The following is a 12,590-nucleotide window of genomic DNA, read 5'->3' on the forward strand; positions in this document are numbered from 1 at the left end:
GCTCAGCGGGCGGGCTGTCGGCCGGGATGACTGTCACCGTCTCCCTTTCCATTGACGCCCTTCCTGCGTCCACAATGCGCTCGTCCAGCTGTCGTATCCAATCTTGGTATTTCTCACGCCAGGGACTGCCTTCGGGGTGCGAAGCTAACTTTGTCACGGCCAAACTGGCCTGCTGCCGGTTTATCGGACACGAGGTTAAGCTAATCCCACCTTTGTTTCAAAGTCATTGGGGCTGAGATAGCCCAGTGTCGAGTGGCGACGCTTCGGGTTGTAGAAGCGCTCGATGTAATCGAACACATCGGCTCTGGCGTCATTCCTCGTGCGATAAACCTTCCGTGCCGTTCTCTCCGTTTTCAGTGAGGAGAAGAAGCTCTCCATTGCAGCGTTGTCCCAGACATTTCCAGAGCGGCTCATCGAGCAGGTGATGCCGTGATCTCCCATGAGGCGCTGGAACTGCTCGCTGGTATATTGGCTGCCCTGGTCGGAGTGATGCAGCAGAGCATCTGGTTTTCCTCGACGCCATATCGCCATGATCAGCGCATCTGTGACGAGTTGGGCTGTCATGTTGGCATTCATCGACCAGCCGACGACACGGCGTGAGAACAGGTCGATGACGGCTGCGACATACAGCCAGCCTTCCGCGGTCCAGATATAGGTGAAGTCAGCCACCCATTTCTGGTTCGGACGGTCTGCCACGAACTGGCGGTCCAGCACGTTAGGCATGATGACGGCACGGTCACCGGCATCCTTTGGCAAGCCACGCCGCCTCGGTCTTGCCCTGAGCGCATTCAAGCGCATCAGCCGCTCAATACGATGGAGGCCACAGGATAACCCTTCCTCCAGCACATCGTGCCAGACCCGTCGGGCACCATAGGTGCGGTCGCTGGACTGGAAACTCTGCTTGATCCTTTCCAGCAGGACCTCGTCATGGCGTGCATGTTCGCTCGGAGAACGATTGAACCAGGCGTGGAAACCTGAACGAGAAACTCCCAGCGCTTCACAGAGCCATGCCACCGGCCAGATCGAGCGGTGCTTTGCAACGAACGCGAACTTCATATCGCGTCCCTGGCAAAGTAGGCTGCGGCCTTTTTTAGGATATCGCGCTCTGCCTTCAGCTTTGCGACTTCACGACGGAGCCGCTCGATCTCAAGCTGCTCCGGCTTCATTTGCCCTTTTCCAGGAAAGGATTGGCCGGGATCGTCGCCGTATTCCCGAACCCATTTGCGCAACACATTCTCGTGGACATCAAGATCACGGGCAGCCTGCGCAACGGCAACCCCACGCTCCCTGACCAGCTTCACCGCCTCAAGCTTGTACTCGCGGCTGAATATTCGTCTTTGCATTCATGCTCTCCGGTTTCAGGAGGAACACCTTAACCTCGTGTCCATGAAACCGGCAGCAGGCCAGTTTGCCCTCCAAACAATCCAGTTTGTTATGGAGGCCGAGCATGTCCAACTACCACCCCACGCCTGAATCGTCTGCAAATCCCAATGATTGGACGCCTTCGTTCAAGGCGTTCACAGAGCTGTTCTTCGGGCGCTCGTTCGAGCCTCTGGGCTACGATGCGCCCACCTCCAACAATGTGGTCATCTCCCTTGCCGAAGCCGCCACCAAGGCGGTTGTCGACGAATATCACGTACCTGACGGCCCCGACGCCGACCCGCCCTTCCCTGATCGTCCGGTCATAACCGTCCATCGCTGATTTCAGCGAACCAATCACCCCATCTTTATTGATTGGTGGCACAGCCGTGTCCGGAACAGGAATGTGATGACTACCAAGCGGGTTCTTCGCTACATGATCGAATGCGAGCACGGCATCGACAATTACGTCGATGACGAGCCGACAGCATATGACCCTCTCGGGGATTACGCACCTGCAGGTGAGTTCGTAACCGTTCGCTTCTATGACGACGGTGGGGTCGCGCACGATGCCAAGCTTTGGACAGGGCATAAGGCTTCCACCGGGACGCGACAGCCACCAAAGCGTACGAAAGCGCACGCTCGCGGTTACATCGTAGACCCCCGGACCAATCGCGCCATCGGCTTCAGCAGCACCTACGAACTGACTTGTATCCTTTTTCTGATGGCAAGCAGTGCGGTTGTCGAGATCGAGGACCAGCCACCCGCAGTCACATATTTTGATGCCGACGGCAAGAAGCGCAAGCACATCTATGACCTTCGAGCGAGCCTGAAGAACGGCCTTAAGATCGTTTACCCGATCAAGCCCGTCGACCAGCTCGAGAAGACCAAAATCAAAGAAGTTGTCGAGCGCACCAAGCCCCATTTGGACGGGTTCGCTGACAAGGTTGTCCTCCTCACTGATCGTACTTTGACGCGCGATGTCGCTTGGAACAGCAAGAGCATCGTACATGCTCATAAAGTTCGCGATGAGGCCGACTGCCAGTACATGCTCGACCTCGTAAGAGACATCCGGGGTGAGTTCAGCGCCTACAAGGTTGCCCGGACCTTCAAGCGTTTTGCCGATGGTTTCAATGCCATTTTGTGCCTGCTCTATGACGGTGTTCTCGAACTCGTCCAGCCACTGCGTATTTCGGAAGAACGGGACAGTCGTTTCACTAAATCGCGGACAGTGGTTTCACTAATTCCGGGACAGCATGGTGTGGTCGATTTTCGCCTGCCTGGTTGAAGTCATGAGCGATTGATTTCGCCGTTTTCAGCGCCGGTCAAGTGGGATGGTGTTTTTTGCCGTCGCATGCTGTCGCCTTCAAGGGCAATGCGGTGCGCATTGTGGATGATCCGATCGAGGATTGCGTCTGCGATGGTCGGTTCTCCGATCATGTCATGCCACTGGGCGACAGGAAGCTGCGCGGTGATGAGCGTTGATTTCCGGCGATAGCGTTCCTCGAAGATTTCCAGCAGGTCGAGGCGTTGTTGATCTGTGAGCGTGTGCGTTCCCCAGTCGTCGAGGATCAGCAACTGGACGCGGGCGAGTTTGTCGACCAGGCGTGGAAAGCGGCCGTCAAGCCTGGCAAGGCCCAGATCTTCGAACAGACGCGGCATACGCAGGTAGAGGATGGAATGATCGAGCCGGGCAGCCTGACGGCCGAAGGCGCAGGCGAGCCAGGTTTTTCCCGTGCCGGTCTGGCCGGTGATGATCATATTCTCATGTGCCTTCAACCACGCCCCTTGCGCAAGCGACAGAGTGTTGCGGCGGTCGAGACCACGATGAGCGGCAAAGTCGATGTTCTCGATGCAGGCGTCGGGAAAGCGGAGCTTTGAAGCTGCAAGCCGGTTGGTCAGGCGCTTGTCGGATCGCAGAGCCGTTTCCCGATCGAGCATCAGGCCGAGCCACTCGTCGCGGCTGAGATCGCTGCTGTTGTTCTGAGCGGCAAGTTCGCGATAGGCCGTTGCCATTCCGGCAAGGCCAAGGGCCTGCATCTGATCGAGGGTTGGATGTGTCAGCATGGGTCTTTCCTTTCCTTCACTGGTAATAGGAGCCGCCGCGGATGTTGGTGTGCGGCGGGGTGGGTTTTGCCGGGTCTGTCTGGGGTTTGGTTCGATCGAGACCGGATTTGAGAATGGCGGCGACAGAGGAATAGGTGATGGAGTTGATGACCAGCGCCCGCTCGCACGCCGCTTCCAGGCGATCCGTCTCGTAACGGCGGGCAAGGGACAGAATGCCGAAGGCCGAGCGATATCCTTGTTCGGGATGAGGACGATCGCGCATCATCCGCTCGACCAGAATGGCGGTGTTCACCCCGATCCTTGCCGCCTGGTTCAAAAGCGATGCCGGCGTCGTGTTGGCATAACGCTGGTGGGATTTGGGCATATGCTCGTTGACCGTCACATGCCCGGATCGCTGAGAACGCCTGATATGGCTGGCAATCCGCTTGTGATCGAGAAATACCTCGACCACCCGGTGGGTCAGACGCACATCAACCTGTCGGCCGATCAAGCGGTGCGGCACAGAGTAGAAGGTCTTGTCGACCTCGACATGGTAATCGGGATGGACCTTCGCCGATTTCCATTCCGCATAGTCGAACGGCGTTGCTGGCAGCGGCGCAAGCGCCTTTCTCTCTACCTCCTCGAACAGGTCTCGGCGCGACTTTCCGATGTGGCGCATCGGGCGGTTGTTCAAGTCGTCAAGCAGAACCGAGATCGCGGCATTCAGATCAGCCAGACTGAAGAAGCGTCGGTTTCTGAGGCGAGCCAATATCCAGCGCTCGACGATCAGCACTGCACCTTCGACCTTGGCTTTGTCACGCGGCTTGCGGCTTCTGGTCGGCAGGATGGTCGTATCGTAATGTTCGGCCATAGCAGCGAAGGTGGCGTTGAGCGTCGGCTCGAACCACAGCGCCTTGGCGACGCCTGCCTTCAGGTTGTCGCACACGATCGCCTTCGTGACGCCGCCGAAGAAGCTCAGCGCGCGTTCCTGGCCCTCGATCCAGTCCGGCAGTTTCTGGCTGAAGCTGGCACAGGCGAATGTCAACGACGAGGCGGGAAGCATCGCCACAAAGATTTGTGCCGAATGGATGACGCCGGTCGAAGGGTCGATGATGGGGATGGTGTGGCCGGCATAATCCGTCTGCATCACCGCGCCCGCCTCATGACGGTTGCGGAACGTCGCGTGAGCGCGGCGTTCGAAGACGGCAAAACGGTCGCAAAACCATGTGTAGCCGTAGCCGTCGGGATGGCTCGCCCTGTATTCCTGCCAGAGCAGCGTCAGCGTTACACCCTTGCGCTTCAGCTCGGCGGAAACGGACCGCCAATCCGGCTCGACCAAGTCCTGTGGCGGCCGGCCAACGCGCCGGAAAAGATGTCGCTCCAGCGCGGCATCATCGTCCAGGCCCGCAGGCAACGGCCAGACCGAAAGTCCGGTCTCCCTCGCTCGCAACAGATACGTCGCCACAGAGGTTTTGCTGATCTTCAGGCGTTCCGAAACGGCGCGAACCGAAAGGCCCTGCTCGTGCGTCAGTCGCAGTATCGATCGAATGTCTTTCACTGTCGTTCGTCTCGCTTGCTTCCGTCTTGGCATGGCCCCTCTCAACCGATGATGAGGAGGCAATCTGCCAGAACGGCGCTTGCGAAAATCGACCTTAAATCCACGTCCGAGACTGTCCCGGAATTAGCGGAATCGCTGTCCCGTATTTACTGAAATCGCTGTCCGCGAATTACCGGAATCGCTGTCCCGAAATTAGTGAAACACGCAGCCACACCGCAAACTAATCGACGCGCCGTATGTGCGCGTCCGGCAGGAAGAGGAGTGAGCCCGGTGCGTCAAGTCTCATGCTTGTTGCCGCATCATCTTCGCGCTGGTGCAATCGCCGCCCGCGCCCCACCTTAAGCGGCCAGCACCTCTCCACTCACATACGCGCGAATTAGCGCCCGTCGACAGCCGTGAGGCTGATCGGAAACGCTTGCCTAAAAGGAACAGTACAATGACCGACACACTTTACAACGAGCTGCTCGGGAAACATTCCGGTGATCTGACCGCCCTTGGTACTCGCCAGCGCGTAGAGGTCGACGAGTACGCCTGCGATCTTGCAACATTTTTCTACGCGAGTGGTACGTGGACATTTCCAGAGAGCACGGACGAGGTCCTTAGCGACAGCTCAAACCTGTCTTAAACCGCGCTCCTCGCTAGGTCTCAACCCACAATGACCATCGTTCATCGATCCACGGGTTTGAATTCGGAGGCTGCCGTCTTGGTAACGATCTTCCGCACTCGCAGCATTTGCCGGTCCTTGGGAATCTGGCCAGCTGCTCCGCCGTAGCACGGCCGCTCACCTCTTCTGCAGACCAGGGCTCTCAGTAGGTCTTGGCTAAATCGGCCCGAAAGGCCGCGTGAGAATTCTTGCGCCGTTTTAAAAGGAGTTAAGCAAAATGGCTGCTGCACTGAACGCCTACCGCTACCGCGAAGAGAACCAATTCGAATACCGCATCTATTCCTTCTACAAAGGCGACCGCGTCGAAGATCGCGACATCATGTACGAGTGGCAGCGCTCCGCTCAGGATGGTCATTGGTTCCTGCGCGTCGGCGATCCCGGTCCCGAGGAGTTCTTCTCACATATCGATTTGCACAAGGGATTCCATCGCCCAAAAAACCCGATGGGTTACATCCCGCGTCGCCGCCCTCAGCATGGCCATTTTGCTTCGACCGACATCTCAAGCCTGCTCAGTCCCCTCAAGCCCGATGAGCAGAAGCACATCCTCTTCTGCGTAGATTGGTGCAAGCGCTTCGCAAACGCCTACGAACGCGGCGAGGTAAAGCGTACCAAAGCAGATGCGGCACGTTGGGCTATCGAACAGCACGCGCTGATCGTCGCGGCGGCGGAGAAGCTGCATGAGGATGAAGGCCGAAAACGCCAGACCATGGAAACCATTCCCGCTGCGCCCAAGGGAGGAACACTTCTCGACTGGGTAACGCGCTACGAGCGTGCGGACTACGATCCCATCGTGTTCTACGACAACACCGGTAAGGGCCGGAGAGAGCATTTTACCGCACCCGAACTGGTGATTATCAATGAGCATGTCGCGATCAAGGCGTCGTCGGATCGGACAGCAATCACCGAACTCTATGAAATGCTGGAAGCGGCGTTCGATCGAGAGAACGACGTAATCAGGAAACAGAACAAGGCGTTAGGTGCAAAGGTTCATAAAGAACTTCGAGTTCCGAACATCGATACGTTTCGAGAGCGCTGCAATCAGATCCCAAGAGGACATCTCGAGTTAGCTTATCTGGGAAAAGAGGCAGCACGGAATAAGAATGCTGCCGTTCGGTTCGGAATCGACACCGATCGACCACTTGAGCGCATCGAACTTGACGAAAGCCAAGTCGACCTCATGACGATCATGATGCTGGCAGGGTTGTGGAACAAGCTCACGAAAGCAGAGAAAGATGTCGTTTCACGGGTCCGACTTTGGATCACAGCGGCTATCGACACCGCTACAAGAAGCCTGCTTGGGCTTCGCTTCCATCCAGAAGAGCCGAGCGCTTCGACGGCCGTTGCCACTCTGGGCATGGTCTTTCAAGACAAGTCACAGCTCTCCGAGACCCTTGGTTGCGTAACCAGGTGGAAGCAGCAGGGCAATGCAGAGGAAGTGGTCATCGACTCCGCCACTTGGCTGGCGAGCATGGCAATGCGCGTAGCGGTGCTTGACGCCGGTGCATGCTTCTTCCAGCCGAAAGCGGGCGACCCTCGCTCGAAAGGTACGATCGAACGGTGGTTCCGCACCATCAACCGGGATGCGCTCGCAACCTTTGCCGGACGTACGTGGGGCAGTCCAGATGAGATGGGCGACCTTACTGCGTCAGAGCAGGCCAGCATCGCGTATGATCAGTACGCGGAACTCATGTATCGCTTCCTGATCGATGTCTACCACAACACTGCGCACTACGGGCTTCAGGGGGAAACGCCGCTTGCAGCCTGGGAGCGCCTGAACAAGTTTTACAAGCCTACGCCGCCCATGTCTCAGAACATTCATCGCCACATTTTTGGCGTTAAGGGCACCCGCAAGCTCACGAACGCTGGAATTCGGTTCCTTGGCATCCAGTATTGGTCCAAGGCTCTCCATCACCTCTTCCTGAAGAAGGATATCGATGTCGAAATCCGAGTAGGCATTTCAGACCTCGGGATGATCTCCGTCCAACATGAGCAGGGCTGGTTGAACGTGCCAGCCCTGCATCAGGAATTCGCGGGCATGAGTGTTTGGAAGTGGATGGCGTTCAACAAACGTCTTCGCATCCTGAACCAGAGGACGGCAAAGGTTCACCGTTCGGTTGCCCTCAGGGCCAAGGAATATCTTCGAAATCAAGCTGAGATCGCTCGCGCTGAAGCGCAGCTCGGAACAGCGGTCGTTAACGACGACGACTTTAAGCGCTGGGAAAAGAGCCTCGCTCACACGGTCGAGATCATCGATGACGAAGAGGAAGAAGTGCCTGTACTGCACGATGAGTCGAACCTGATCGACCTCTACAGCGACATGTATGCTGGAATGCTGCTGGCCCGCGAGGAGGCCAAGGCGCAAAAGCGGGCGGCAGAACACGCCAAGACGTCTAAGCGGGGCAATAGCGACCGCTCGAAGCGTCCGTCGGCGAGCGTGGAGGCAGCGCCTGCTACCGATCGCTCCTCATCATCGCTTGACCCCGCACCGGCCATCGCCCCCAGCACCTCCAGCCGCTTCGATCGCTAGCCATGCCGCGCCCGGAAGACCGGGCTCGGCATCCCTTGTTTTCAAAAAGAGGTATCGTTTATGACCACTGCAACGACCATGATTAGCCCCTCCATCGCCCGCATTCGCGCACTGCAACCTGCGCATCGTCTCCTGAAGGCGGATCGTATCGCACATATGAACGGTCGATATATCGGTCTAAAGCGCGACGAAAGCCTTGCATATGATCTCGATGCCCAGGAAACCAGCATTGCTGTTTCCGAAATTGGGAAGTTTTCCCGTCCTGACAAGCGCCGGATCATCGCGGTGTTGGGCGAATCCGGCGCGGGCAAAACGACCGCCTTGTTCGAGCACATCAACCAGCGTCCCGCGATGCTGCCCTACGTTGACGACGACGGTAACGAGTTCGATCCCGTTCTCTCGTTTACCAACCCCTCGCCAAACACTCCGTTGCTTTTCGCATTGGAGGGTCTCCACGCACTCAAGTTTCCGATCCGCAAGAAACTGCAAGAAAACGAGGCCTGGCAGGTTTTCCGTGATGCCTTGAAAGCACGGCGGGTTCATTGGGTCTTCGTCGACGAAGCGCAGCACGCCATCGACACCGCCAATGTGATCGAGATCACCAAGATCGCAAATGCTTTTAAGAACCTCGTGCAGATGCCCGACTGGCCGGTGCGCCTGATTTTGGCGGGCGTAGAGCCCCTTGGTTCTTTCCTCACGATAAAGCAGCTCACCAATCGCCATACCGTCGTTCACTTCGAAAAGATGAAAGACGCCGTCGGCATTGCCACCATCCAGCACGCTGCCAAGACGATCATTACCGAGCATGCCTCCCTTAAAACCGCGCTGCATAATGATCCGGAATTCATCCACCGCCTGGCGCATGCTGGCGAGCACGATTTTGGAACGGTCACCCAGATCATTCGCGCGGCAACTGAAATTGCGATCTGGGACGACGACGTCGTCGTGACCGACGAGCACTTCAAGAAGGCGTACAGCCATTTTTCGGGCTGCGGTCCACTCGATAACATCTTCTCTGTGGCACACTGGAGCGAAATCACCCCACGGCTGGCCAAACTTCGTGAGGCGGACCGCCTCTGGCAGAAAGAGCATCCCCGTCATGCAAAGGTACTCGGCCTGTGAGTACCATCCGACCAGTAGTGAAATTCAATCCGGGAGAAACAGTCGGGAGTTTCTGCTCGCGGTTGGCGGCGGCGTACGGGTTGAGGTCGGCATCCTACTTTGCTGAGCTTTTTGAATTTAGTTTCTGGGGCCTGCTCAATGGCGGGCCCCGGGACATGCAAATTTTCGCCGAGATCACAGGTGTCCCTACGACACGTCTGGATGTCGGGGTCGCTTCGGTCGGACGCGATGTCATGATCAATGGGCACCGCTTCGCGAGGCGGTTCGTGGATCCCCTCCGCTGCAGACTTTGTCCCCGATGTGTGATCGACGGGATGGGACCGCAGCACAACCCCACTCGCTCTTATGCGAAGGTGGAATGGGCGCTCAAGTCGATGCGCTGCTGCCCCATTCATGATCGCGAACTGATGACCTTCAAGGGGCGGACATGGCAAGACAGCGCAGATTTCGCCTGGGTCGTACGCGAGAACCTTAAGCTGATCGAACGCTCCACATCCCAGCTCCGGTCGTCACCATTCGAACCGTACGTGTCGCTGCGCCTCAACGAGGATCTTGTTTCCGACGCGTGGCTCGACGCGCTCCCACTGCAAACAGCGATCCACTTTACAGAAACGCTGGGTGCGGTAATGCGGCATGGAAGCGAACCTGATCTGGAAACACTGACATCGTCGGAATGGGTGGATGCGGGTCGTGAGGGGATCGCAGTCACCAGCGCTGGGCTGGCAGCGGTCAAAGAGGTGCTCCACGAAATCGCTTCGCGTCCGATGCCGCGCGGAAGAAAATCGCTGACGATGGTATTCGGCAGACTGGCTGCCGAGGTCTTGGAGTTTGAAAACGATCCGGGCTATGTGGAGATTATCTCAGTGATGAGGGAATTCGCGCTAGGATAAAGGCGTTGAGACGACCGGCAACGGCACCTCTGCATACCTTTCACTGCACGGGGACAGGTCGTGAAACCGCGCACTTAAACTAGCGCACGCGCTGGCCGCCGTTCGTTGATACTCAGTGCCATCCCTATTTTCCTGCAATGCAGCATTGGGATTTAACCGGTGGTACTCACAATCCGGCGGGGTGCGTGTCTGCCTGCCTTTGGCCAATCCGGCGGCGGCGTGGAAGCGTCTCTCGCCGCTTGCAACCCCAACAGAGAGCCAACTGCAAGCCCAGTGAAACTACAGTTGTGACAGCGTCCCAAACGTCCGTCCTACAGGCAGACTTGTTTCGCGCAACCTCCCCAGAGAGCGGGTGCGCCGATTTGGAAGAATTTGAATTCGAGCAACCTGATCTCGGGCGTCCAGATTTGGCTCTTCCCGCCGACAAGAAGGCGGACCCAGGTCTACCACCCTCCGTTCCATCCTACGCTTTGTAGCGAGAGCGACCTTCGTTTTTACGAAGCCAGGACGAGAACCACCTGACGCGCTTTGCGCTCTGCAACGATGGGCGGTCCGTGTCCTTGGCAATCGGATTTGACACAACGGTCTCTTGAGCGCCAGTCGCTGTGCAAAACAGGAGACATCCGTTGAAAACCGCCAGGACGCCGTCCCAAATCCCATGCAAAATGCCCGCATTAACAGCGCCCGCGAAAGCCACGATCAAGGAAACCGCCGCAGGCACCCACACGGACTGAACCCCCAGGACCCTTCTGACTGTGTTCGTGACAACAATTATTATTAAAGAGGCGGTCGCAACCGACGCAAGCGAATCCGATGTGAAAAAAGTTGTTGCTGAAGCCATTATCGATCCTCGAATGGAATTACATTGCTAATGCGTTCACTTGGATTTATCGCTGCCAAGCGGTCGTTCAGAAATTCAAACAACGGTTCCGCCAGGATTACGTAACTGAAGCGCTCAGTGCCGCCGTGGATCAGCCCAAGAAAGCTATTCTTCCCGCCAAGGCCCGCGACCACCCAGGAACCGGAGTCGCCCTTCTTGGAAAAGCCTTTCGACGTCCGAGGATAAACAAAGAGGCCGAGAATGCGCCTCCTTCGAACCGCGACCGTACACGCTGGAAAACTGTAAAGCGTGCCATCAATCGTATATTCGGAAACCCGGTTTTCGACGTAACCTTCAACGGGAGACGCTCCGCCGAGTCTGGTCACATATCGACCCTCAGCGTAGAGATCAGATAGAAACGATTGCTCGACAATGGGCAAAGCCGATCCGAAGTGACCCGCAAAACACCCGTCATGCATATTTATCAATGTCGCGTCCGGAATGTCGGCTCCGGGGCTCAACGTGGGAAAGATGTCGTGATCGCAGCGGGGCAAAACGTGCTTGCAGGTTAGCGCGTACAATAAATCGGAAACGGTTTTGACACCTCCCGCAATCGTCCCCATCTCCTCCGGCGTATCGCGGCACGCACGATGAAGCGTTGCGGGAGAATAGGCGCCGAACTCAACGCCAATCCCCAACCATTCTTTCAGCCTCAGCAGATGACCTTCGATAAGCTCGCGATGTGGCGTGGCAATGGTGACAACCCAATCAAGGTATCCCTGACGTCTTTCCCAGAATGACAACTTTCTTAAGGACAAACTGTATTCGAGACTTGTCTCTCCTGATCGGGTCGCAAATTCAGATAGCGTCTGCAACGCATCGCCTGCTCGGCCGAACAGTACGGTCTCTCTTTCTTTCTGATAGCGAAGTCGGATTTCTTGGGCCGACGCCTCGGCGTTTGAGAGCCGCCTTGGTCCCTCGGGTGTTTCGAAAAGCGGTGGTGTTTCCCGGATCTTGATCTGGCGGTCGGTCAAGAGACTGCGTTCAATGAAGGAGCGGCGGCCGGACTCGGCCGCCAGGGCATCTGCGATTGAAGCCAGAAATAGACCGCTTGATCTTGAACGAAGCAGCACAATGGCCGACGAAACAAGCGTCAACAGTAGGCTGGGGATTGACGCGAGGAAGAAGGCAAGCTGACCGATTGCCGCGAAAAAGTAATACAGCCCGATAAATGGCACCACGATGATCCGAAGGATTGCCGTGAGGAGTTGGCCGAGCTGAAACATGATGTAATTACGTCGTTTAAAAAATCGAAAATTTAAAATCCGGATCCGGCGAATCAGGACCCAAATGAATGACTTACGCATGAATAAACGGCCGACTGCATTAAACCAAGGGTGGAATGAATATTTGCTGCTGTCTAGCCGAAAGCCGTGCGATCAAGTTGGAACCACCAGCCCCGCCAGCTTTTATCAGTTCCACTTCTCGATCAATGGCCTCCAACCCGGCAACCGGGACGGGGCGGTTTGAAATGGTTTTTCTTCAAAACCAGGAAAATGTCGATCAAGAAATGGTCGTGGAATCAAATCCGGCGCCAGACCCGG

Annotated in this window: 10 protein-coding genes; 6 read left to right on the forward strand and 4 right to left on the reverse strand. The window is 56.8% G+C overall.

The window, feature by feature from the left end; genetic code table 11:
• Positions 1 to 195: 195 nt before the first annotated feature.
• A protein-coding gene (locus tag BA011_RS07560; protein ID WP_151343403.1) for an IS3 family transposase occupies positions 196 to 1,343 on the reverse strand; the annotation gives its coding sequence in 2 pieces (ribosomal slippage) (positions 196 to 1,094 and positions 1,094 to 1,343; 1,149 coding nt in all).
• Between the two features lie 104 nt (positions 1,344 to 1,447).
• Here BA011_RS07560 and BA011_RS07570 point away from each other — a divergent pair.
• The gene (locus BA011_RS07570) at positions 1,448 to 1,702 is read left to right on the forward strand and encodes a hypothetical protein (protein WP_065279979.1); all 255 of its coding nucleotides are present in this window, start codon (positions 1,448 to 1,450) and stop codon (positions 1,700 to 1,702) included.
• A 63-nt stretch (positions 1,703 to 1,765) separates the two neighbouring features.
• The gene (locus BA011_RS07575) at positions 1,766 to 2,647 is read left to right on the forward strand and encodes a hypothetical protein (protein ID WP_151343404.1); all 882 of its coding nucleotides are present in this window, start codon (positions 1,766 to 1,768) and stop codon (positions 2,645 to 2,647) included.
• A 2-nt stretch (positions 2,648 to 2,649) separates the two neighbouring features.
• On the opposite strand, the gene istB is transcribed toward BA011_RS07575, so the two are convergent.
• Both istB and istA read right to left on the reverse strand, forming a co-directional pair.
• A complete protein-coding gene (gene istB, locus BA011_RS07580; protein ID WP_065279981.1) occupies positions 2,650 to 3,426 on the reverse strand; it encodes an IS21-like element helper ATPase IstB in 777 nt (258 codons plus the stop codon).
• Positions 3,427 to 3,442: 16 nt separating this feature from the next.
• Entirely contained in the window at positions 3,443 to 4,996 is a 1,554-nt protein-coding gene (gene istA / locus BA011_RS07585; protein ID WP_065279982.1) for an IS21 family transposase, read from the reverse strand.
• A gap of 403 nt (positions 4,997 to 5,399) precedes the next feature.
• Between istA and BA011_RS07590 the strand changes: the two genes are divergently transcribed.
• The 4 genes from BA011_RS07590 (at position 5,400) to BA011_RS07605 (ending at position 10,166) form a co-directional block, all read left to right on the forward strand.
• Positions 5,400 to 5,588, forward strand: a complete 189-nt coding sequence (locus tag BA011_RS07590) for a hypothetical protein (RefSeq protein WP_065279983.1) — start codon at positions 5,400 to 5,402, stop codon at positions 5,586 to 5,588.
• 256 nt (positions 5,589 to 5,844) lie between these two features.
• Positions 5,845 to 8,154 carry a Mu transposase C-terminal domain-containing protein gene (locus BA011_RS07595; protein WP_065279984.1) on the forward strand — a complete coding sequence of 770 codons (2,310 nt, stop codon included), beginning with the start codon at positions 5,845 to 5,847 and terminating at the stop codon, positions 8,152 to 8,154.
• A 60-nt stretch (positions 8,155 to 8,214) separates the two neighbouring features.
• A complete protein-coding gene (locus BA011_RS07600; protein WP_065279985.1) occupies positions 8,215 to 9,276 on the forward strand; it encodes an ATP-binding protein in 1,062 nt (353 codons plus the stop codon).
• 17 nt (positions 9,277 to 9,293) lie between these two features.
• Positions 9,294 to 10,166, forward strand: a complete 873-nt coding sequence (locus BA011_RS07605) for a TniQ family protein (RefSeq protein WP_186806517.1) — start codon at positions 9,294 to 9,296, stop codon at positions 10,164 to 10,166.
• 840 nt (positions 10,167 to 11,006) lie between these two features.
• Here the strand turns inward: BA011_RS07605 and BA011_RS07615 are convergent.
• Complete coding sequence (locus tag BA011_RS07615) at positions 11,007 to 12,353, reverse strand: hypothetical protein (protein ID WP_065279988.1); 1,347 nt, start codon at positions 12,351 to 12,353, stop codon at positions 11,007 to 11,009.
• Positions 12,354 to 12,590: the final 237 nt, after the last annotated feature.

The organism is Rhizobium leguminosarum, assembly GCF_001679785.1.
GTDB lineage: Bacteria > Pseudomonadota > Alphaproteobacteria > Rhizobiales > Rhizobiaceae > Rhizobium > Rhizobium leguminosarum_R.

Coding starts and splice junctions, on each gene's coding strand:
- istA (WP_065279982.1), bottom strand. CDS start 4,996: ATGCCAAGACGGAAGCAAGCGAGACGAACGACAGTGAAAGACATTCGA.
- BA011_RS07615 (WP_065279988.1), bottom strand. CDS start 12,353: ATGCGTAAGTCATTCATTTGGGTCCTGATTCGCCGGATCCGGATTTTA.
- BA011_RS07600 (WP_065279985.1), top strand. CDS start 8,215: ATGACCACTGCAACGACCATGATTAGCCCCTCCATCGCCCGCATTCGC.
- BA011_RS07590 (WP_065279983.1), top strand. CDS start 5,400: ATGACCGACACACTTTACAACGAGCTGCTCGGGAAACATTCCGGTGAT.
- istB (WP_065279981.1), bottom strand. CDS start 3,426: ATGCTGACACATCCAACCCTCGATCAGATGCAGGCCCTTGGCCTTGCC.
- BA011_RS07595 (WP_065279984.1), top strand. CDS start 5,845: ATGGCTGCTGCACTGAACGCCTACCGCTACCGCGAAGAGAACCAATTC.
- BA011_RS07570 (WP_065279979.1), top strand. CDS start 1,448: ATGTCCAACTACCACCCCACGCCTGAATCGTCTGCAAATCCCAATGAT.